Origin of the sequence: Streptomyces sp. NPDC018029 (assembly GCF_044327655.1) — a bacterium.
Lineage (GTDB): Bacteria > Actinomycetota > Actinomycetes > Streptomycetales > Streptomycetaceae > Streptomyces.
Genome location: NZ_JBIRFV010000008.1, coordinates 513,269 through 534,771 on the forward strand (window position 1 = coordinate 513,269; position 21,503 = coordinate 534,771).

At 69.5% G+C, this 21,503-nt stretch carries 19 protein-coding genes; 10 read left to right on the forward strand and 9 right to left on the reverse strand.

The window, feature by feature from the left end:
* Positions 1–97: 97 nt before the first annotated feature.
* The 5 genes from ACH4D5_RS26280 (at position 98) to ACH4D5_RS26300 (ending at position 5,683) form a co-directional block, all read left to right on the forward strand.
* Positions 98–451 carry a hypothetical protein gene (locus ACH4D5_RS26280; protein ID WP_398307003.1) on the forward strand — a complete coding sequence of 118 codons (354 nt, stop codon included), beginning with the start codon at positions 98–100 and terminating at the stop codon, positions 449–451.
* Positions 452–523: 72 nt separating this feature from the next.
* Positions 524–1,078, forward strand: a complete 555-nt coding sequence (locus tag ACH4D5_RS26285; RefSeq protein ID WP_398307005.1) for an AAA family ATPase — start codon at positions 524–526, stop codon at positions 1,076–1,078.
* Between the two features lie 168 nt (positions 1,079–1,246).
* Positions 1,247–1,960 carry a SpoIIE family protein phosphatase gene (locus ACH4D5_RS26290; protein WP_398307007.1) on the forward strand — a complete coding sequence of 238 codons (714 nt, stop codon included), beginning with the start codon at positions 1,247–1,249 and terminating at the stop codon, positions 1,958–1,960.
* A gap of 327 nt (positions 1,961–2,287) precedes the next feature.
* Positions 2,288–4,294 carry an ATP-binding cassette domain-containing protein gene (locus ACH4D5_RS26295; RefSeq protein WP_398307108.1) on the forward strand — a complete coding sequence of 669 codons (2,007 nt, stop codon included), beginning with the start codon at positions 2,288–2,290 and terminating at the stop codon, positions 4,292–4,294.
* Between the two features lie 81 nt (positions 4,295–4,375).
* Positions 4,376–5,683: an NUDIX hydrolase gene (locus tag ACH4D5_RS26300; RefSeq protein ID WP_398307009.1), complete on the forward strand. Its 1,308-nt coding sequence runs from the start codon at positions 4,376–4,378 to the stop codon at positions 5,681–5,683.
* Positions 5,684–6,063: 380 nt separating this feature from the next.
* Here ACH4D5_RS26300 and ACH4D5_RS26305 read toward each other — a convergent pair whose 3' ends face one another.
* The 3 genes from ACH4D5_RS26305 to ACH4D5_RS26315 all read right to left on the reverse strand — a co-directional run bounded on the left by ACH4D5_RS26305 (position 6,064) and on the right by ACH4D5_RS26315 (position 7,864).
* The gene (locus tag ACH4D5_RS26305; RefSeq protein WP_398307011.1) at positions 6,064–6,867 is read right to left on the reverse strand and encodes an NAD-dependent epimerase/dehydratase family protein; all 804 of its coding nucleotides are present in this window, start codon (positions 6,865–6,867) and stop codon (positions 6,064–6,066) included.
* 204 nt (positions 6,868–7,071) lie between these two features.
* A complete protein-coding gene (locus ACH4D5_RS26310; RefSeq protein WP_398307013.1) occupies positions 7,072–7,317 on the reverse strand; it encodes a hypothetical protein in 246 nt (81 codons plus the stop codon).
* A 184-nt stretch (positions 7,318–7,501) separates the two neighbouring features.
* Entirely contained in the window at positions 7,502–7,864 is a 363-nt protein-coding gene (locus ACH4D5_RS26315; protein WP_398307015.1) for a helix-turn-helix transcriptional regulator, read from the reverse strand.
* A 108-nt stretch (positions 7,865–7,972) separates the two neighbouring features.
* On the opposite strand from ACH4D5_RS26315, the gene ACH4D5_RS26320 reads away from it, so the two are divergent.
* Positions 7,973–8,377: an STAS domain-containing protein gene (locus tag ACH4D5_RS26320; RefSeq protein WP_398307017.1), complete on the forward strand. Its 405-nt coding sequence runs from the start codon at positions 7,973–7,975 to the stop codon at positions 8,375–8,377.
* 130 nt (positions 8,378–8,507) lie between these two features.
* A complete protein-coding gene (locus tag ACH4D5_RS26325; RefSeq protein WP_398307019.1) occupies positions 8,508–9,386 on the forward strand; it encodes a hypothetical protein in 879 nt (292 codons plus the stop codon).
* Positions 9,387–9,742: 356 nt separating this feature from the next.
* On the opposite strand, the gene ACH4D5_RS26330 is transcribed toward ACH4D5_RS26325, so the two are convergent.
* A complete protein-coding gene (locus tag ACH4D5_RS26330; protein WP_398307021.1) occupies positions 9,743–12,412 on the reverse strand; it encodes an AAA family ATPase in 2,670 nt (889 codons plus the stop codon).
* A 290-nt stretch (positions 12,413–12,702) separates the two neighbouring features.
* On the opposite strand from ACH4D5_RS26330, the gene ACH4D5_RS26335 reads away from it, so the two are divergent.
* Together ACH4D5_RS26335 and ACH4D5_RS26340 are read left to right on the forward strand one after the other, a co-directional pair.
* Positions 12,703–14,025, forward strand: a complete 1,323-nt coding sequence (locus ACH4D5_RS26335; RefSeq protein ID WP_398307023.1) for an MFS transporter — start codon at positions 12,703–12,705, stop codon at positions 14,023–14,025.
* 2 nt (positions 14,026–14,027) lie between these two features.
* Entirely contained in the window at positions 14,028–15,413 is a 1,386-nt protein-coding gene (locus tag ACH4D5_RS26340; RefSeq protein WP_398307025.1) for a carotenoid oxygenase family protein, read from the forward strand.
* Between the two features lie 228 nt (positions 15,414–15,641).
* Here the strand turns inward: ACH4D5_RS26340 and ACH4D5_RS26345 are convergent, their stop codons facing one another.
* Positions 15,642–16,085, reverse strand: a complete 444-nt coding sequence (locus ACH4D5_RS26345) for a hypothetical protein (RefSeq protein WP_398307027.1) — start codon at positions 16,083–16,085, stop codon at positions 15,642–15,644.
* A 766-nt stretch (positions 16,086–16,851) separates the two neighbouring features.
* Here ACH4D5_RS26345 and ACH4D5_RS26350 point away from each other — a divergent pair.
* Positions 16,852–17,496, forward strand: a complete 645-nt coding sequence (locus ACH4D5_RS26350) for a hypothetical protein (RefSeq protein WP_398307029.1) — start codon at positions 16,852–16,854, stop codon at positions 17,494–17,496.
* A gap of 773 nt (positions 17,497–18,269) precedes the next feature.
* On the opposite strand, the gene ACH4D5_RS26355 is transcribed toward ACH4D5_RS26350, so the two are convergent.
* From ACH4D5_RS26355 to ACH4D5_RS26370, 4 genes are all read right to left on the reverse strand, one after another.
* Positions 18,270–18,521, reverse strand: coding sequence for a helix-turn-helix domain-containing protein (locus tag ACH4D5_RS26355; RefSeq protein WP_398307031.1), 252 nt, complete (start codon positions 18,519–18,521; stop codon positions 18,270–18,272).
* Complete coding sequence (locus ACH4D5_RS26360) at positions 18,521–19,645, reverse strand: DUF2975 domain-containing protein (protein ID WP_398307033.1); 1,125 nt, start codon at positions 19,643–19,645, stop codon at positions 18,521–18,523. The genes ACH4D5_RS26355 and ACH4D5_RS26360 overlap by 1 nt, the downstream gene beginning before the upstream one ends.
* Positions 19,646–20,188: 543 nt before the next feature.
* A complete protein-coding gene (locus ACH4D5_RS26365) occupies positions 20,189–20,671 on the reverse strand; it encodes a hypothetical protein (protein ID WP_398307035.1) in 483 nt (160 codons plus the stop codon).
* Between the two features lie 288 nt (positions 20,672–20,959).
* Positions 20,960–21,502 carry a hypothetical protein gene (locus tag ACH4D5_RS26370; RefSeq protein WP_398307037.1) on the reverse strand — a complete coding sequence of 181 codons (543 nt, stop codon included), beginning with the start codon at positions 21,500–21,502 and terminating at the stop codon, positions 20,960–20,962.
* Position 21,503 lies beyond the last annotated feature (1 nt).

Consider the following 21,503-nt stretch of genomic DNA (forward strand, 5'->3'; position numbering starts at 1 on the left):
CTGCGACTGACCGGCAATTGACCGGTAATTCTGCCGCTATCCCTTGATGATGGGGACCGCCCATGCGGCAGCCCAAACAACGCTGGAAGGTATGCATATGACGGTGGATGCCGGCACGCAGCAGGAGCGCGTCGCGGGACGGGTGTGGACGGTACGCCTGGACCCCTACGGCCGCCCCTCTGCCGGCACGGTCCGGCTCTCCTGCTCCCGCCCGCCCTGCCCCGATCAGCGTCTCACCGACGCCGCCGCGGGCCGCAAGGGCGCGGTCGGACACGTCAACCTGCACCTGGCCCACATCCGCGCAGCCGGCGGGCCGCGCAGCGACGCGTGGTGCGCCTGCCGCGCCGCCGACTGCGCCTGGCACACCCCCGATCCGACCGCTGGACCACGCGGCAGCGCACGGCCGACACCGAGTTGGGGGCGGTGCGGTGTGGCGGCCCGGTGGTCCTGACCGTGTATGCGGACCGGACCGGAAGGCTGTGGCGGATCGCGGAGATGTGCGCGCGGTGCGCGGCCACCCGACATGATCATCTGGATTAACGGCCCCTTCGGCGGCGGCAAGACGACCCTCGCCAGCCTCCTCCATGAAAATCTCCCCGAGAGCATCATCTTCGACCCCGAGGAGATCGGCTTCGTGTGGCGCAAAGCCCTGGGCGACCACCCCACGCGCACCACCGACTTCCAGGACTACCCGGCCTGGCGCACACTCACCGCCGCGTACGCCACCGAGCTCGACCACCACACCCACGGCGGCTCCGTCATCGCCCCGATGACCCTGGTCAACGAGCAGTACGCCCGAGAAATCTTCACAAGCCTGCACGGCGATGGCGTGGATCTGCATCACCTCGTCCTCCACGCCGACACCCTCACCATCCGGGGGCGGATTGAAGAGAGCCAGGAGTTCCCCGGCGACGAGGAGCGCAGCGAGCAGGTCCGCGTCTTTCGTCGACGCCGCCTGGCCGACTACGAGCGGGCCTACGCAACCTGGCTGCAGAACCAGGCGGAGGTCATCGACACCACCACGCTCACCCCTCTGCAGGTCGCCGACCAAGCCCTCGCCCTCCTGAAACGATCCTGAACAAACCTTCTCTACCTGTCCGCCCGACAAGAACGCCTCACCTCCGGCCGGGCCGGTGAGCTAACGGCACGGGCCCGCGCCGCTGTCTCTCCCCCACGGCCAGGAGACTCAGTCGAGAGTTGAGCAGCCCGAGGGCGAACGAGGCCGTGGCCGCCTACGAGGAGACGAATGAACCAGTCCGTGATCATCGGCACAGCCCAGCGACCGGGGACGGAAGCACCGTGCGCGGACGGACATGATGTCCAGCGCACCGGCGATCGCGTCACCGCCGCCGTCGTCGACGGTGCCGGACACCACCCCGACACCGTCCGGTACGCCGGGATCGCACCCGCCGTCGTCACCCACATCGGTGCGAAGCTCGGCGGCCTGGCCGGACTCATCACCGCCGGACAGATGGCTCACGCCTATGACCGTCCACCGCACGTCTCCGCCGTCTACGCCCGCATCGAACCCGGGCGCGCCGGCATCCTGTGGATCGGCGATTGCCGGGCATACGGCTGGAACGGCAGCGAGCTCACCTGCTTCAGCACGGACCAGACCATGGGTGAGTTCCTCCGCGTGCACGGGGATGTGCCGGCGCCCATCGTCGAGCACCACGACGCCTGGGCGAGACTCGGACTCGCCCAGGCGTCCGCAGCGACGTGCCGCGAAGCTGAACTCCCCGAGGATGTCCGCCTCGTACTGCTGTGCTCGGACGGCGTCTCCGACCAGGTAGATCCGGAGACCTGGCGCGAGCCGTGCGCGACGCACGCCCAGGACCCGCAGGCCCTGGCCGACGCGCTGGTCGCAGCCGCCACTGCGGATGAGAAGGGCTACCGCGACGACGCCACCGTCGTGGTGCTGCTGCGTCGCGGCGACGAACCCGACTTCGTCCGCGACTAACCGACCGCACGGGTTATGACGCCGCGCCTGGGACTGCAGATATCCCCGGGCAAACAAGAGGACACTCCAGCCCCGAGCTGTGGCTGACAGCCGATCGTCACTGCGCCCGACCGTCGGCGTTTCGGCCAACCACCCCCGAGCCGAGGCACCTTGCGCGGCAAGGGTGGGTGCACCGCACACCTTCGGAAATCGCTGAATCCCGGGGCGCACGATCCGTCCGAAAGGAACAGGTGCTCGAAATCGTGCGGCGTCGTTGAGCACGGCGACGCCATCACCACGCCCACGAAGGGGAACACATTGACGCCAGTCGAACCAGGCAGCGAGAAGATGGCGAGCGGCCCGCAGGCCGGAGCCGCGGACAACATCTCCGACGCCGAGCGGGAGCTGTACGGAGGCCGTCTTCGTTACGACCGGTCCTTCGTCAGGCACGAAGGGCCTCTGACCCGGCTGAAGTTCGGGCACATGGCAGCCGCGCTGCCGCACATGGTGGGCATGGTGCTGCGCACCGGCTGGAGGGCGGACCGGCGCGCCCTGATGGGGGTCGTTGCGGCCGAGCTCGGGCAGGGTGTGACGGCTGGGTGGGGGCTGGTGGCGGTCAACGGCGTCCTCGCGCAGTTGTTCGCCGAGGGCCCGACTGTCGACAAGCTCCGCGAGGCCCTGCCGTCCCTGGTGGCGCTCGCCGTCGCGGCGGTGGCCGGCGCCGTTCTGTCGGCCTGGTCGACGGCCATGTCCGGCCGGCTGGAGCCCCAGGTGGAGCGGGCCGTCTCCGCGCGGTACTACACGGCCGTCACCGGTGTGGAGGTCGAGGCGACCGAACGGCCGGAGGTCCAGCGGATCCTGGAGGCGGGAAAGTTCGGCACGGAGTCGGCCCGCAGCATGCTGCGGTTGTCGGTCGGCGTCGGCAATGTGGTGATCGGCATGGCCGCGGCCGCGGTCGTGCTCGCCGCCCTGCACTGGGCGCTGCTTCCCATGCTGCTGGCGATCGCCCTGCCCAAGGGGTGGGGCGCGGTGCGCTCCGCTCGCCGTGACTACCTCTCCCGGATGAACTGGGTCGACCACCGCAGGGCGATCGCCTCCTTGCTGGCCTACCTCACCCGTCCGCATGCCGCCGGTGAGCTTCGCGTGCACGCCGCCGGCACGAAGCTGCTGTCCAGCTACGAGGAGATGTCGAGGCAGACGGAGGCCGAGCAGCGGCGCCTGGCCCGGGCCCAGGCGTCCACGGACCTGGTCGCGGGCGCGTTCGCCGGTATGGCGTCGCTGGCCTGCTACGGGGTGCTGTGGTGGCTGCTGTCGACCGGCGGTCTGCCGCTCGCCGTCGGTGGGACCGCGGTGATCGCCATCCGCACGTCGACGGCGCGGCTCACGTCTTTGGTGCAGCAGGTCAACCGGCTCTACGAGGAGCTGCTGTTCCTCACGGACACCGAGGACGCCATCAAGGTGGCGGGCGAGAATGCGATCCCGCTCACCGGTGCCCCGCTGCCCGCGCCGGTACGGGAGGTGAGGACGGAGGCGGTTTCGTTCACCTACCCGGGTGCCGATGGGCCCTCGCTGAAGGGGGTGAGCGTGCGGGTGCCGCGGGGGAAGGTGACGGCCTTGGTGGGGGCGAACGGGTCGGGGAAGACCACTCTGACGAAGGTGCTGGCCGGACTGCTGCTCCCTGCCCAGGGAGACGTGTGGTGGGTGGGCGAGTCGGGCGAGCAGGTCGAGCTGCGTGAGGCGGCCCGCGCCGGGATCTTCGCCGAAGTCGGTCTGTTGGCGCAGGACTTCCCGCGCTGGGAGATGACGGCGGCCGCGAATGTGGCCATCGGTGCCGGTGACCGTCCCCGGGACATGGGCCGTGTCCGCGAGGCGGCCGGTGAGGCGGACGTGCTCGAGCTGGTCGAGGGACTGCCGCACGGCTGGGACTCGATCGTTTTCAAGGGCTACGAACGCGGTGTCCAGCTTTCGGGAGGCCAGTGGCAGAAGCTGGGGACAGCCCGAACTAGGTACCGACAGGCGCCGTTCCTGCTGGTCGACGAGCCGACCAGTGCCCTCGATCCGCATGCGGAGATCGCCGCGTTTGAGGGGCTGTGGTCCCTGGCCGAGGAGGGGCACGCGGTCGTGCTCGTCACCCACCGGCTCGCCGCGACCATGCACGCCGACCACATCTATGTCCTCGAGCAGGGATGTGTCGTCGAGGACGGCACCCACGAGGAGCTGATGGCCATCAAGGGCGGCCTGTATCAAGGGATGTTCACCGCCCAGGCCGCGCAATACGGGATCGCGCCGACACCCGACGGTGTCCCCGGCCCCCGGGGCGGCGCCCAGCCATCCGGCCACGAGACCGCGAGCTGATCCAGCTGCGCAATCTCTCTCTCTCCCCCCCCCGCAGCCTGTCCGCCGCCCTCCCCCCCGACATCGAAGGCGAGACCGTCCATGTCACCCAGTTCCACCGCGATCCGCAGGACCATCGAGGCGTACCTCACCCGGCACCCCAACGAGCGGGACGCCCTGACCGGGCTCCTTGCCACACTCAACCGGCCCCTCGACCCGACGACACTGTCCGGGCACATCACGTGCAGCGCCCTCATCATCGACCGCCAGCGCCGCGTCCTGCACATCCGGCACCGGGCCACCGGTGGACTCATGCGCGTGCCGGGCGGCCACGTCGACTCCGGGGACCGCACGCTGCTGGCTGCGGCGCTGCGGGAAGTCTCGGAGGAGACCGGAATCGCGCCGGGCGCCTTGTGTCTGACACCTCAAGTCCTGGGCGCACCGCTTGACATCGACGTCCACGACATCGCCGCCCGCTCGTCCCAAGGCGAACCGGCCCACCAGCACTACGACTTCCGCTACGCGTTCTACCTCGTCGACGAGCAGCACCCGCCGGTCACTGTGCAGGACGAAGAGGTGTCTGGTGCTCAGTGGCTTGGGTTCGCCGAGGTCACCTCACCGTCTCTGCGCGCGAAGCTCCTCGGGGCGCAGCTGGACGGGCAGCCGGAGCCGGTGAACGCCTCCGTATTGATCCACAATGGCGCCGGTTCCTATCTGCTGCATCTGCGCGATGACCGGCCCGGCATCTGGCAGCCCTGGACATTGGCCCTCCTCGGCGGCGGCCGCGAGCGCGGCGACACCAGTCTCGAGGACACGCTGCGGCGTGAACTGTCGGAGGAGGTCCCGGGGCTGCGCCTGGAAGACCTGGAGGCATACGCCGTGGAGGAGGACACCAGTGTCGACGGGCTCCACGTACCCATCCAGGTTTTCACCGGCTGGTGGAAGGGCAATCCCGACCTTCTCGATCTGCGGGAAGGGGTCTTGCTGCACTGGTTCACTCCCGACCAGTTGGAGCGGCTGCGCCTGAGCCCCGGACTCGCGGACCTGATTCGCCGCCACGCCGCCGAACACCCGCCGCGGGTGTGCCCGGACGCGGCACCGCAGGTGTGGGACGGAGGCAGTCGGACCGTGCTGAACGGGATCGGCGTCCACCTCCACCTCCAGGACGGTCAAGGGCGCATCCTGCTGGGTCTGCGTCACCCCGACGTCCGTTACGCGGGCGGCTCGTGGCACTACCTGGCCGGGAAGTGTGAGCAGGAGTCCGCCACCGCGTGCCTGATCCGCGAGGCGTGGGAGGAAGCGGGTCTGGTCATCGACCCTGCGGATGTGGAGCTGGCGCATGCCGTACACGTCGTGGACAGCCTGGGCGGTCTGCCGTTGCTGCAGCTGGTGTTCCGGGCTCGCCGTTGAAAGGGCAGCCCTGAGGTCCGCGAGCCCGGCAAGTGCCTGGCGTGGCGATGGTGGCTGCCGCATGAGCTTCCCGACCAGCTCGTGCCCTATACCCGGACGGCCATCACCAGCATCGCCGAAGGCCGCACCTACTCCCAGCTGGGTTGGTGAGCAGGTGAGCACACCCTCGGTAGAGGGTCCTCGTCGCCACTTCCGGCCGCCCCGGGAGGCGTGCTGATCTTGGCCTCAGCCTCAGCGCCAGCATGTTCCGCCAAAGGCACCTGGCTCACTGCTCAGTTCCCCGTGGTCCGCGTCGCGCGATCTCTGAAAATCCCGGCCCCTGCTTGTCGTTCCTCGGTCGAACGTGCTGCGAGCACGAGTCTCGGCGATGGATGTGAGCGTTAGGGCCGGAGGTGCTTGAGGGTGAATTCAGGCAGGGCGTAGGGGCCGGCCTGGGGGGAGGCCGGGTCGGCCGGGAAGCCCGTCGGGGCAATGCCCGCGGCATGGAGTTCGGCGTTGTCGACGGGGGTGTAGGCCAGTTCCGCCGGGTCGGGGAGTTCCCAGAAACGACGGGTGTTGGCGGAGACGGCGTACACGGTGGCGAAGGGGGTGGAGAGTGGTGCGGTCAGAGCGGCCCGGATGAAGCCGACGGCGTCGCGCGGACTCAGCCAGGTCGCCAAGTGCCGGGATTCAGTGGGCAGATGCTCGAAGCTGCCGATGCGCAGGCAGACGACGGAGAGACCGAACTTGTCGGCATACAGCCGCCCGAGCGCCTCGACGGCGGCTTTGCTCACCCCGTAGAGCCCGTCAGGGCGTACCGACTCCTGGGGGCTGGTGAGGTGCGTGGCCGGGTAGAAGCCGGTCACACGGTTGCTGCTGGCCAGCACTACCCGCTCGATTCCTGTGCGCCGCGCGGCCTCCAAGACGTGGTGGGTGCCGAGCACGTTGGCTTCGAGCAGATCGGGTAGGGGCGCCTCGTCGGGTATGCCTCCCAGGTGGAGCACACGGTCGGCTCCCGTGAGGGCATGTTCCACAGCAGCGGCGTCCCGCAGATCCACAGTGCGTACGTCCTCGTTCTCGCCCTCCTGGCGCAGCGGCACCCGGTCGAGCAGGATCAACCGCTCCGCCTCGCTTCGCAGAGCCTCCCGCGCCACGGAACCGATGGTGCCCGCCGCCCCCGTTACCGCCACCGTTCCCAGACTCACTGCGCCTCCCCTAGTCGACAACTCACGCATCTTCGCGCCTGTTGATCCACTCATCAAGGAGGGGTGTGAGGAACTGAGAGGGGAGGTTCGGGGGCCTCTTGAGCGAGAGGTGGGGATTTTCAGGGAGTGCCAACAACGACCCTACAGACGCTATGGAGACTCATGGATTCCGGTGCCCCACGCGAACTGATGCAGCGCGAACCGCTACCTCGGGACGACACCCTCCAGATGATCGGCGCGCTCAACAGCCTCCAGGCCAAACTTGTCGCCGCCGAGAAGTACCAACTGCTGGACGACACCGGCCGTGTACCGGCCGCGCCGCCCTACATCGAACTGCTCCAGCATGCCGCCGACGCGCAGGCTCTCTCCCGCGGCGTCGTCCAGATGACTGCCGAATTGGCCCGGAGCACCCACAGCGTAAGCCACGTCGGCAGCAGGGTTCTCGCCCACCTCGACTTCCGCGCTCCTCGGGCACGCACCGCGCTCAGCGCAACGTCCAGGAAGTCACTGCCGTTCAGCCGGTGCCCCTGGCCCAGTGCGGCCAGGGCCCGCGGAAGCCATACGCGCCGCCGCGGCGTCCTCCGCGTCCGGCGGGGTCAGGCGTTGCGGGCGCGCTTTCGGCTTCGGTGCTCCGTTAGCAGATGACGTCGGTGTGCACCAGGTGCCGGTCGGGGTTGGCGGGCTTTCCGGTGCGTTCGCTTTCGTCCTGCACGAGCAGGGAGAGCAGCGCGGCGACGGGGAGTCCGGCTTCGGCGGGGTGGCGCAGCACCTTGTCCGGATCGATGCGGTAGGTGTTCGTCCGCCCTTCGCGGGTGTGGGACAGGTACCCGTCCTGCTTCAAGTCGGAGATGATCCGCGCCACTGCCCGCTCGGTGAGCCGGCAGTGGGCGGCTATCTCGCGGATGCGGATGTTCGGGTTGTCGGCGATGGCTGCCAGCACGCGCGCGTGGCTGGTGATGAACGTCCATCCGGTGTGGGACTCAGGTACTGCGGCCATGCCGGCATTTTAGACGAAGGAACTTGCCGGAAGCTCGATACATGACATAGTTTTCAGGTAATTGCCGACGTGTTCCCGTTGAGGGAGAACCGCAGAAGGAGTCCGAAGGTGCCTTGGGACGAGGTCGCCATGCCGAGGTCGACGCGCAGCACCGGCGGGGCATCGGTGGTGCAACAGCCCGCCGCGTGTGCCGTGCACGGACCGATGGTGCGGGAGTACGAATGCCGTGGGGCCCGGGTCATCGCCGCCCACGGCGAGTACGACCTGAGCTCGATCACGCCTCTGGCGCAGGCGCTGGAAGCCGCGGCGAGGCAGTACCCGAAGGTGATCCTGGACGCCTCGGGCGTCACCTTCGCCGACTCGACACTCCTGAATCTCCTGATCCTCACCCATCGCAGGGGCGATCTCCGTGTCGTGGCGCCCTCACCGCCGCTGCAACGGATCTGCGAGATCACCGGCCTCGACAGCATCCTGCAGATCCGGGAAACGGTGGAGGAAGCAGCCCTCTCATGACGGCCGCTGTCCCCGATCGCGCCGGACAGGAACACATGCCAAGTCGGAGACAACGCACCGCTCACGGGCTGGGGAGCAGGCGACCTGAGAGGCGTTTTCATCCGCTAGGCGCCTGACGCGGCCCAATCCGGTGACCATCCAACTCACGCTCCACCGGCCCCGCAGACTGATCCGCGCGCTGGCCACGGTCGGCGCTCTCGCCGGTCGCCGACCCACGCTGCTGTTGTACGCGCTGCTCCTAGTCTGCGGCGTCTTTCTGACCGCCACCCATTTCCCGGACATGGCCCGGTCACTGCTGAACCCGTCACCGGGCATGTGGTGGCACGTCCTGCTCGCCATGATCGTGGTGAACGTCTGCCACGAATTCGGCCACGCCGCCGCGGTTACCTCACTCGGTGGCCACCCACGCCGCATGGGCATCGCCCTCCTGTACTACGTCTGCCCTGCGTTCTTCTGCGACGTCTCCTCCAGTTGGCGTCTGCCACGCGGTGCCCGCGCCGTCGTCGCCCTGGCCGGCGTCACGGTCAACGCCGGCCTGGCCTCGCTCGCCGCTCTCGCCGCAGCCGTCGACCTGGTGGGGCAGTCCGAGTTCTGGTGGCGGCTGGTCCTGGCCAACCTCATCACCCTGGCCCTCAACCTGGTGCCGTTCCTCAAGCTCGACGGCTACCTGCTCCTGCTGGCCGTCGTCGATGAGCCCTTCGTGCGGCCGCGCGCCATGGCCGACGCACGCTCCTGGCTGGGTCGACACATCTGGCGCCGCAGCCCGCAGCCCCGCCAGTTCCACCGCCGATGGAGCATCCCGTACGGCCTGATGGCCATGCTCTGCCCCGCCCTGCTGGTCACCTGCATGCTGCTCGCCCTGGCGCCGCTGCTCTTCGACTTCGGCTGGCCGGGGGCCGTCATCTGGACACTCGCTGCCCTGCTCGCCCTGGTACACCTGGCAGACGGAATCCTCCGCGTGGCCCGGCCAGGCCCGCGACCCCGCCCCTCGCCGGAGAACGACGAGTGACAGGACCTCCTCGCGGGTGTTGCACCCATCGCGGTCCTCGTCGGTCGGGTCGAGGGCCGGAACAACCGGGAGCGCTGGTACCCCTTTCGTTTCGTCACGGCCGCTGGCAGAGCGGCGACCGCCTGCTTCAGCGTCATCGGGAGCGCGACCAGGTCAGCGTCAACGTCAGCGTCGGCTGCCGAAGTTGGAGACGCCATGGTGAGGGGCAGGGCGAGATCGCGCCCAAGCCGGTGGCGGATCCCGCGCTCGTCCCGCTGGTGTCCGAGGCCTACCGGGCCAAGTACGGGCTGCGGTGGCCGGGTCCGGTCGAGTCCGTGAACGGCGACGAGGGCGCGGCCGCGGCCACCGCCCTGTGGCTAACCGATGCCGGGAAGCCCGCGCAGCTGCCTGCGTGAGGTGAGCCCGAGCTTGCGGAAGATGTTGCGCAGGTGCGCGTCGACCGTCCGGGGGCTGAGGAAGAGCGTGGCGGCGACCTCCTTGGATGTGGCGCCCTCGGCCACCAGGCGTGCGATGTGCGTCTCCTGCAACGTCAGCTGGTCCGACGCCTGTGCGGTACGGCTGCGTGCATGCTCGCCGGTGGCGCGCAGTTCCCCGGCGGCACGCTCGGCGAACGACTCGATGCCGAGGTCGGTCAGCGGCTCGTGCGCGCTGCGCAGTGCGGCGCGGGCGTCCCGCCGCCGGCCCTGGCGGCGCAGCCATTCCCCGTACAGCAGGTGGGCCCTCGCCCGGTAGACGGTCAGGGTGCTGTCCTGCAGGAGGTCGATCGCCTCCCGGTAGGCGTTCTCGTCGTCGGTCACCAGTGCGCGGGCGTAAGCCTCCACGCCCAGCCCCCAGGCGTGCCCGCCGGCTCGGGTGCGCTCCTGCAGGTCCGACAGCGCTGCCGCCGCGGGCCCGCGCCGGCCGCAGCGCACCGCCGCCTCGATCAGCTCCGGCAGGGCGAGGCCTGCGGTGCCGACGGCCCCGTTCTCGACCGCCCGCCGGGCCGCCTCCAGCGCGGCGGCGTAGTCGCCCAGGCCGTTGCAGAGCACGGCCGTCGCCCACTGCACGCTCAGGCTCATCCGCTCGTCCACGGACGCGAACAGGTCGAGGGCCTCCGGGCGTCGGCCGCGCAGCGCGGCCAGGTGGAGGCGCGGGTAGACGAGGGGCGCGGCGCCGGTGGCGTCGGCGATGGCCTCCTCCTCCGAGATCAGCTCCGTCGTGGCGCCGAGGTCGCCGGTGTGCGCGGTCGTGGTGGCCTGCATGGCCAGTCCGGCGGGAAGCGCATGGAACGAGCCGGAGCGGCGGCCGGCCGCGGCGGCCCGGGCGGCGATGCCATGCATGGCGTCGAAGTTCCAGAACTCGGCGGCCAGCAGGTAGCCCAGTGACGGTCGTGCGGCCCAGACCTCGTCGTCGGGGTCGCCGACGACGGGCCCGAGGATCTCTCCCGCCGCCCGGTGCCCCTCGCCCACCAAGGCGATCACACCGGCGAGGAGTCCGGTCGTGCTGGTCGAGGGCCCGTCCGGCAGCGGGGCGTTCCTCGCGGCCTCCGCCACTTGGTCGAGGCCGCCGAGGAGGATGCCCATCTCGACGGCGTCCAGGTAGCACTCCCGTGACCGGTCGGGGTCGACGGCCGCCAGCCGCGCGGCGGCACGCAGGAGGTGGGCGGTGGGGCCCTCGTCGCCGCGGCGGCGGGCGAACGACAGCTTCCCGCGCAGCAGGTCGGCCTCGGCGGCCGTCCCGGGATCCTCGCCGGTCACCGTGGTCAGCAGGTCGGCCGCCGCGTCGAACTCGCCGGCCGCCAACTTGGCCCGGGCGGCGGCCAGGGCCCGTTCGGCCCGCCGGACCGGACCGGCCGTGAGGGCGGCCGCACGTTCGAGGAAGGCCGCCGCCGCTGCGACACCGCCTCGTTCCTGGGCGCGGGTTGCCGAAGCCTCGAGCGCCGCGGCGGCCTCCTCGTCGGGTCCGGCGGCGGCCTGGGCGCGGTGCCAGGCCCGCCGGTCGGGGTCGGCGAGCGGATCGGTCGCGGCGGCCAGCGCCTCGTGCGCCCGGCGCCGGTCCTCCGGCGCGGCGGCCCGGTAGGCGGCGGAGCGGGCGAGGGGGTGGCTGAAGCGGATCCGGGTACCGAACTCGACCAGCGGCACCGAACCGGCGGCGGCGGACGCGTCGATGCCCAGCAGCTCGGCCGCACGCCACAGCAGGCCAGGGTCCCCGATCGGGTCGGCGGCGGCGACGGTCACCAGCAACCGCGCGGACGGTTCGAGGAGCTCCAGCCGGGTCCGGAAGCTCTGCTCGATGACGGCGGGCACCGAGTCGGGCTGCGCGAATCCGCCCGCCATCCCGGCGAGCCCGGCCGTCCTGGGCAGCTCCACCAGGGCGAGGGGGTTGCCGCGCGCCTCGGCCAGGATCCGGTCGCGCACCCGCTCGTCCAGGGGCGCGCGCAGCGCCGCGTCCAGCAGCGCCCGGGCGTCCGCCTCGCCGAGGCCGCGGAGGCGGTGAGCGGGGAGCCCGGCCAGTTCGGGCATGGTGCTCGTCTCGCGGGCGGCGAAGACGAGGGCGACCGGCTCGGCCGCGACACGGCGGGCCAGGAAGGCCAGCGCCTTGGCGGAGGCCCGGTCCAGCCACTGTGCGTCGTCGATGACGCACAGGAGCGGGCGTTCCGCCGCGGTTTCCGTGAGCAGGCCCAGGGAACCGACGCCGACCAGGAAAGGGTCGGCTGCGCCGGACTCGAGACCGAAGGCGCCCCGGAGCGCGGTGCGGTGGGGGCCGGGCAGGGCTGCCAGCCCGTCGGTGACCGGTGCGAGCAGCTGGTGCAGCGCGGCGAACGGCAGCTCCATCTCGAACTCCGCGCCGGACGCCCCCAGCGTGCGGAACCCGCTCGCGCCGCGGCACAGATGCTCCAGCAGCGCGCTCTTGCCGATGCCCGGCTCACCACGCAGGACCAGGGCGCCTCCCCGCCCCTGGCGTGCCTCGTCGAGCAGCGCGCCGAGCCGGCGAATCTCGTCCTGGCGGCCGAGCGGTACATCGGTGTCCGTGTTCCTTGCGGGCATGATCGACAACCTATGCGGTCGTACGCCGAGGGGGAATCGGGAGACGAGCCGTTCCGCTCCTGCCGCCGAGCCCGGGTACGGAGGAGTGCGCCCCAGGCACCGCGCCCTCGCCCCTGTCCGCACCCCCGCCCATCCCCCGCCCCGCCCACGCCCTCGCCCCATCCCCCGCCCCGCCCTCGCCCCAGGCCCCCGCCCTGCCCACGGCGGCTGCCTACGGGATCGAGGTCCGGCCTACGTATAGGTGATGACCACCGACGCGAACGACCCGCTCCGGTCGCGAACCTGGGGCCATGAAACGCACCGCACCGCTACCGGCCGGCGCCGGCCCGGCACCGCGGACCGCCACCGCCCGGAAACCGCTGGCGGTCCTGGCCACCGCCCAGTTCCTGGTCGTCCTCAGCGCCTCGATCGTGAACGTCGCCCTCCCGGACATCCGAAGCGGGCTCGGCCTGTCGGAGACGGGTCAGGCCTGGACGGTCAACGCCTACGTCCTCTCCTTCGGCGCGCTGCTGCTGGCCGGCGGGCGAGCGGGGGACGTCCACGGGCTCCGCCGGGTGTTCCTGACCGGCACCGCCCTGTTCACCCTCTCCTCTCTCGGGGCCGCCCTGGCGCCCTCGGCGGCTGTGCTGATCTCCTCCCGGGCGGTGCAGGGGATCGGCGCCGCGCTGTTGGCTCCCACCTCGCTGGCCCTTGTCCTGACCCTCTATCCGGGCGGCAGGGCACGTAGCACCGCGCTCGGCGTGTGGGGGGCCGTCTCCGGGGCGGGCGGAGCGGCCGGCGTCCTGCTCGGCGGAGTGCTCACCGGGCTGTACGGGTGGCGTGCGGTGTTCGCGGTCATGGTGCCACTCGCCCTGGCCGTGCTGGTGGCGACACGGATGCTCGTCCGAGCCGACCGGCCGCGCGGCGGAAGCCTGGACGCACCCGGCGCGGTCACGGTGACGGCGGGTCTGGTCGCTCTCGCCTACGGCCTGTCGGGCCCCTGGCCGATCGCCCTGGCCGGACTGGCACTGCTCGGGGTGTTCGCTGCCCTTCAGCGCCGGGCTACCGCACCCCTGGTGCCGGCCCGCATGAAGGCGGTGGCGCTGCCCGGTGTCCTGATGGCCCTGCTCGGTGCGGTCTGGCTCGGCCTCTTCTACTTCCTCCCCCTCTACCAGCAGCGCGTCCTCGGGTACTCGCCCCTGGAGGCGGGGCTGACCCAACTTCCCCTCGCCTTCATGACCAGCCTGTCCTCGTGGGCCACCGGCAGGCTCTCCGGCCGGCGGGTGCTGCCCCTGGGCCTGCTGGTCCTCGCGGCCGGACTGGCCTGGCTGTCGCGGACACCGGCCGACGGCGGGTTCCCCGCGGACCTGCTCGGCCCGACCCTCCTGATCGGCACCGGGCTCGGAGTGGCCTTCGTACGGCTCACCGCACTGTCCTCGGCGGGCGTCGCCGCTTCGGACAACGGCCTGGCCGGCGGCCTGGTCAACGCCACCCGGCAGATCGGCGGTGCCGTCGGCCTGTCCTTCCTGACCCTGCTCCCCTCCTACGGCGCGGCCTTCCTCGCCTGCGCCGCCCTGACCCTCGTGATCTCCCTCCTCTCCGCCCTCACGGCACAGCCCACGCGAAAGGCCTGACCATGACCACGTCCCTCTCCACGACTACGACTACGACCACGACTACGACCGCGGACCTCGACAAGCCGTACATCACCGACCACTTCACCCCCGTGACCGACGAGATCACCGGACACGACCTGAAGGTACGCGGCACCCTTCCGCCCGAACTGAACGGCCGGTACTTCCGCAACGGCCACAACCCCAAGCCGGGCATCACCCCCAGCCACTGGTTCAGGGGCGAAGGAATGATCCACGGCATTCGCCTCAGGGACGGCCGCGCCGAGTGGTACCGCAACCGCTGGGTGCGCACCCCCTTCCTGGACGGAGTGCCGTTCACCGGAACCGAACTCGCCGTCAGCGCCGCGGCCACCAACATCATCTTCCACGGCGGCCGCTACCTGGCCCTCCAGGAGGCCAACCTGCCCTACGAGGTCAGCGCGGAGCTGGACACGATCGGCGTCCACGACTTCGGAGGGAAGCTCACCGGCGCGATGACCGCGCACCCCAAGGAGGACCCGGTCACCGGCGAGCTGCACTTCTTCGGCTACGGCCCCTTCCCGCCCCACCTGACCTACTACGTGGCCGACGCCTCCGGCGCCGTCATCCGCTCGCAGATCGTCGAAGGCGCCGGCCCCTCCCTCATGCACGACTTCGCCCTCACCCGCGAACACGTCGTCTTCATCGACTCACCCGTCGTCTTCGACCATGCGGAACACTCCGGCATCCCCTACCGCTGGCACGACGACGTCCCGCTGCGCCTCGGCGTGGTGCCGCGCGCCGGGGGGCCGGCCCGCTGGTTCGAGGTGCCCGACCAGGCGGCCCTGCTCCACGTGGCCAACGCCTACACCGACGCATGCGGCCGGATCGTCCTCGAAGCGCCCGGCTTCGACCGGTCGGCCTGGGAGAGTTCCTGGAAGTGGTGGGTCGGTGCCCCCGGGTTCGGCAGCAGCCCGGCCACCGGGTCCACGTTCCGGCGGTGGGTCATCGACCCGGCCACCGGCACGGTCACCTCCGAGCCCCTCAACGGCCTGGTCACCGAGTTCCCGTCGATCAACGACGCCCGTACCGGCAGCGACTACCGCTACAGCTACGCGATCGCCTTCCCCGGGGCGGGGCTCTCCGGCTACCACACCGTCAAGTTCGACACCCGAACCGGCCGGGAGCGGCTGCTGGCGCACGGCGAGGGCCGGATGCCGGGCGAGGCCGTCTTCGCCCCCGCCGCGGGCGGCACCGCGGAGGACGACGGCTACCTGCTCACCATCGTCAGCGACCTGACCGCCGACACCTCCGAGCTGCTCGTCCTGGACGCGGGCGACCTCAGCACCGTGGCCGCCGTCGAACTCCCGCGCCGGGTGCCCGCGGGCATCCACGGCCACTGGATCCCCGACACCGAGCAGCCGGTCTGACCCCCGTTGTCTGGTCCCACATCTGCCCCTAATGGCGAGGTGAACCTCGACGTGGGCGCCCGCCTCAACCTTGCCGCGGCCTCCGTACCGGGCCCTCGGGTCCCGGCCGGTCAGGCGGCGCGATCCACCGTGGAGAAGGTCAGTACGCGTTCCCTGTGGGTGTGGCCCGTGAGCAGCACCACGAGGACCAGAACGGCGAGGCAGGCCCATGCCCGGGGTGTGGACGATTTACAGGTTGTCTGAGTAGAAGCTGACGAGCCGTTCGACGGCGGCGTCGACGTACTCGGGCTCGTCGTACATCTCGTAGTGGCCGACGCCGTCGATGACCAACAGGTCGACCGGGTTGGGCGCCAGCTTCCAGAGCTGCATGCCGAACTCGTAGGAGCCGGTATTGCCGATGCGTCCGGCGAGGATGACCTGCAGCGGCTGGGTCATGAGCTGATCGACGAGGTGATACGCGTCGTAACCCAGCAGCAGCGAGTCGCCGCGTGAGAGGCGACGGTTGGTCGAGTGTTCGTTCCTGCCCCGCTCGGTGCGGTAGTAGGCGATTGCCTGGGTCGTGTCGACGTCGGTCAGCCCGACTGTTGCGGCTTCCTCCAAAGTGTCGGGCAGCCAGTTCGCGCGGGCCGGCTCACCAGAGCGGGATCCGGTGAACTCCTGCGCCCACTCCACCCGCCCATGGTGCGGGCCGCGAGGCGAGCATGGGGAGTCTGGGCCGGCCTGGCACTTCGGGCAAGGGACCTCCTCGGTATGCCAAGCACGCGCCGCCGAGCCTGCGGTCTCCTGTGTTTCCCCCTCTCCCCTGCGCGGCCGAGGAGGCCGGGCTTTGGCCTCGGCAGGCAACGGGTCCTGGTGCTGCCGTCCGCTGCGGATGTCCTTCCGCTTCTCGCCGGGGCCAAAGCGGTCGTCTGCGGTCCCAGGCATCGGCGACGGCGCCGTCGACCCAGGGCTGGGAGAGGCCGCGAGGTCGGCGGCCAGCACACTCCAAGTACCACAAGAAGAAGACCGACGCCGAGGAGCCCAGCGAGACCGCCCCGGCGCCAGCGAACCCCGGTGATACCTGCACCCCCAACGTCTCCTCTCTGGACGTCCCCGACGAAATCGACGCCCTGAACAACACAGCCGCACCAGAAGCCGAACGCGGCGGATCCGGACTGACCCGCTACCAGAGCCTGACCTCGGGCACCTTCCTCAACCACACCGTCCTGGACCGCCACCAGCTACGCCGCAACCTCACCGCCGCCAGCATGAGCCAAGACTCAGCCGAAACCGCCACCAAGGTACATAGCCAAGCCGCGATGTCCCTCTGGGGCCCCACTGATCCCAGGCGGCGTCCCATACGAATTGAAGGCCCCGTTACAGCACTCCTCGAGAACGCGCGCCGGGGCTCGTGAGGCCCTGGGCGACGCAGCCTGACAACGTCGTCGACAATCCCCCCATGGATGTCACCGAGCTGCTCGAATCGGCTTCCCTTGTGGTCCCGGAAGAGATCGCTACCGAAAACGACGTCACAGTGCGAGACGTCCGGGACTATCTCGCCCACGACGAATGGGAGATCGCCCTGAACCTGCTGGAGGCGTTCGGGGACGGGCATCCACTGCCCTTGCCGTTTTGGAAGCAGCTGGCTGAGGCAGCTGAGCAACTCCGTCTTGAGCGGAGCGCAGCTTGGTGCCGCTGGCGGTGTTCTGAGATTCGAAACGGGATGGTCCGGGCGGATCTGACACTTCGTACAGCCGCAGAAGCGCGACGCAGGACACCGATCGTTGGCCACGGGGTTTTGCGGCCCATGTGGGACATCGGGAACCACTCACCCGCTGGGGGTGCTTCGGTGAGCATCGCCGCGCTCTGGGTCGAGGACATGCCCTTTCTGGAGCCCGGCGGCCGGGCCACCGTTCGCCTCGTGCCTCTCACGCCGCCTCACTGGAAACACGTCGAAACCGGCCAAGAGATCAGCATGCATGAGGACCGCACCGTGGCCGGCACCGCAGTCGTGCTGGAGGTTGATCTTCCTGCCACCACCATGCCCACGAGCGGTCGTGGCCGCGGTGCCGGGTGGAGGGTGGCTGGTGCACTGGAAGGATGAGGGGCCAGGGGGAACACCGCCGACGGAACAGGTACTGGCCTGGCTCATCACCTCGCAGGGGCGAGCAACAGCCGTCACGGTTGATGCCCGGGGGCATGTTGAGGATGCCGATGGCGCCGACGCCTTCATCCCGCCGGGCGAGGGCCCGGTGTCCTGATCGGAGCTGGTCAGGCCACGTCGCTTCCGCCGGGCGGGCGCGCCGTACACGACGTTGTCCTCGCCGCACCAGCCGCACTCGAACTCGAAGTTCTCCCTGCCTCCCTCGGTTCGTGTCTCCCCCTGCCGGCAGATTCGGATCCCCCGAGCGGCCCCCGGGGACAGGATGCCTGCTGCACCACCCAGGCAGGTCACGAGCCGGCCGTTCCCGTCGCCGCGCCCCGGCCGGCCGGCCCATCATGCGCGGCTGGGGGCGGAAGGAGTCGTTCGCCGAGCGGAAGCTCTCCGGATGGGGCAGCGGCATCCACTGACCTGGCAGCGCCACGGCGGCCGGGCCCCACTGGCCGGAACCCGGCCTCCACCGGCCCGGGTAGGTGATCGGCATGGTTCAAAGGCGGGCTCTGAGAACCGCATCGCGGTGCCGGTCGAGGCTGACCTGCAGGCTCTGCTTCTCATCGCCGGTGGACGGCACATGCTTGAGCACGCGCGGAACGTAGCAGCATCATCTGACGATGGCCGATGCAGTAAGCAGCAGGTGCCCCGTCGGCCATCACCGAATGACACGAACGAGGTCCGGGGGCCAAGCTGAGCACGATGATCAGCGTGTTGTGCAGCCCTCATCCGGGCCGTTGGGCATGGTCCGGATGATGGCTGAGCAGGTCCCCCGGCTGGCAGTCCAGTACCTGGCAGATACGGGTGAGGGTGGTGAAGCGGATGGCTTTGGCCCGGCCGTTTTTGAGGATGGAGAGATTGGCGATGGCCACGCCGACGCGGTCCGCCAGTTCCGTCAGGGTCAGCCCTCGCTCTGCGAGGAGGCGGTCGAGGTGCACTTCGATCGCGTGGCCGTCCGGTGACTGTTCGTCAGTCATCAAATGGTGGCCTCGACGTCTTCGCGCATCACGACGCCCGCGCGCACGATCCGGGCGAAGGTGAACAGTCCCAGGGCCGTGAAGATGGAGAGGAAAGGGACGTCCCACACGTTGCCGAGGGCATCGGCCATGTCCTCCTCTACGAATGTCGCCAACAGTTCCACCTTGGCGATGGCCTGGGCGACCGCGGTGATCAGGCTGCCGGCCAGCAACCACCAACCCAGCACCCGCAGCCGGGAAGCGGTTTGCGCGGTGTAGACCCCGTCGCGGGCCGCTCCCCTGAGCAGCCTGTTGAGCAGCAGCAGCCCGCCGAACATCAAGATGAACGACGGCAGGTCATGAAGGACCTCAAGAGCCTGCTGGCCGCGAGAGGGATCCGATGTGCAGTACTCAGGGGATGTGTTGACGGTGACCCCCTCTCGTGCACGGAACATCGCGTCGGTGTCGGATGAGCTGCCTGAGATCCCGTCCGCAGTGAGGCATACGTCGCCTCCGATGGAGGCGACATGGACGCCGCCGACGAACAGGCTCATGATGAAGCCCGCCACGACCAGGCCGAGCACCACGCGAAGGACCAGGGACACGGCACTGAAGAGGGGCTCGAGCAACTTGCGGTCATCGACCATGACTACCATCCCGTTGAGCTTGTTATCGAAAAACGATGTTATCGAATAACGATACGTTTGGCACTCGCCGGAGGCAAAGCCGGAGACTTCGTGCTCGCTGCCTGACCGGCCAACCCCGTGTCGCTCGCAGGGGAGTTGGGTAGATTCTGGCCGGCTGAGGACGTAGTGGGCGCCGTTGCTGCGGGGAGGAGGAAGCCAGTGAACGGGGGCATACCACCACTGCGGGACCGGAACCTCGCCATGGGTTTCATCGTCGTCATGTACTTGCTGATCGGAGGCACGTTGGCTGCCTTGGTCGGTGCGGGTGTCTGGCGCAGCGAGGTGGGGGCAGGTGCGGCGGCTCTCATGGGTGGGGTTCTGGGAGGGGCATTCGCCGTACGGCGTATCCGACGTACCACCGAGGACGGGCGCGTGGACGACGGCGGCCGTTAGCCCGCCGAGCCGCGTCTGGTTGCGCGGTAACCGACTGACGGGGATCGGGACGAGGGTCTGCATCATGCCGGGTCCGGAAGGCGTGGCGGCCTGGGAGGAGAACAGCGGCGGGTCCTCCGGGATGGCGTCGCGCGCCAGGCCCTGGCTTGCCGTAGGCGGCCACGTAGGCGGTGATGATGCCGCTGCCGGCGACGCCGGTGGAGGCGTTGGGCTGATCGCTCCGCCACCTCAGAATGGGCGCACGGCCGCTCTTCCCATCGACTCGCATCCCTGAACAACGACGAGCGTGCAGTACTCGAACACATCCTGTCGGCGGAGTCTCGGCGCCTCGCAACTGCGGAGTCAACTGGACCGCACCGAGGTGACCGCCGCCTGGGGGCCCAATTCCGTGAGCGTCGACTTGCGGGTCCGGGAACTTTGCGAACCTGGAGTTCGCCTGGGTCACCGAAGAGATGCCCACGTCTCTCCCGGCCGTCGTGGACAGCCAACTGAGCTGGCCGCCCTGATGGCTGTGCCCGCCCGCCCTCAGCACCTACGGCCCCGCGACGGGCGAGATCGCCACGTAAGACACCGCCCTAGGCACTTGTGCCGACTTCGTCGACGTGGTTTTCAGGTGTCGGCGCAGTACGCCTTTCCGGCATCGACTCCGATGGCGTCCCCGCAGAGCACGATCCGCCAGTCCAACTCAAGCGTGTACTGGCCCGGGTACCCGTCAACTACGTAGTCGAGTCGCACCTCATCGAGCAACCCACCGCGCTGATCAACCTTGACGACGAAGAGAAGCTCGGTGAATCCGTGTTCGTACCTCGGACTTCCGCAAGGCCGATCGATACGTACAGGTGCACGCATCGGCGCAAATACCCCGTCCAATTCCAGGGCCGGATCGCCATCTACGAAGTCAGGGGGCTCACCCACTGCTGACACGAGCACGCTCGAATCTTCATAGACTTCACGCACCATTAGATCCACGTCGACTGGCCGGACGGGCATTTCGTAGCGTACTCGCTTGATGGTGACTGCACTGTCGCCCTTCACGCACAGCAGGTAGGAACCAAACGTTCCTACCCATGGGTGGCTGCTCGGTTCGCTCATGACCGCGAAACCACCTGCATTCTGTGCACTCAGAATCGCTACAGCAGACCGAGGTGTGTCCGCCGCAGTTGTGAAGAGAACAAGCGCCCCTGCGCAGGCAGTTGCTGCGATGCGGAGTACCGGACGGATGGTCCGACGACGACGTGACAGTGACACGGAGTGGCGGACCACCCGGAACATCGAACCGCTCCCTGATCGCTATTGGCAGATACCTCGACAGGTCGTACACGACGGTTTACCGACGCCTCGCTCGCGCGACGCCTTAGACGTCGTTTCCTTTGGCCAGTCCTATCGGCGCCTCAGCAGGCGAGCCTGCTCTGCCTTCAGGTGAGTGAATCCCTCTCGGGCATACGCTCCGAGTTCCTCGCCCGGGAACGCCACCACTGAGAAGTGCTTGTCGTAGTTGCCCTGCGCCCAGCGAGCTGCCGTGATCTCGTAGCCCGATACATGTGCGCACAGTTGGAGCAAGAGCGGCGGCATTTCTGACTCTCGCAGGAGGTCTGTGTGCTTGAGGACGAGGTCGCGCATGGCTCGGATGTTCGGGATGAAAACGGTGGTGGCCCACAGGCGCCACTCGGCGACTTCCTCCTCGGTGGGCGGAGTCTCGTGCGCGAACGGCGATATGCCGTCGGGGCGAGCATGTCGCTCCATGAAGGTGCTGTAGGTGCGGCTATTGGATTCTGTGAGGGCGAAGAGAGGCCCGTACAAGTCGCTGAGCTGGCGGTTCAGGCGGGAGAGACGTTCTTGGCGTTGGGATAGTCGAAGGCTGTTGAGATAGGCGGCGACGTAGCCCAGGAGCGCCAGACCGACCGTGACGGCTGCTGCGATCATG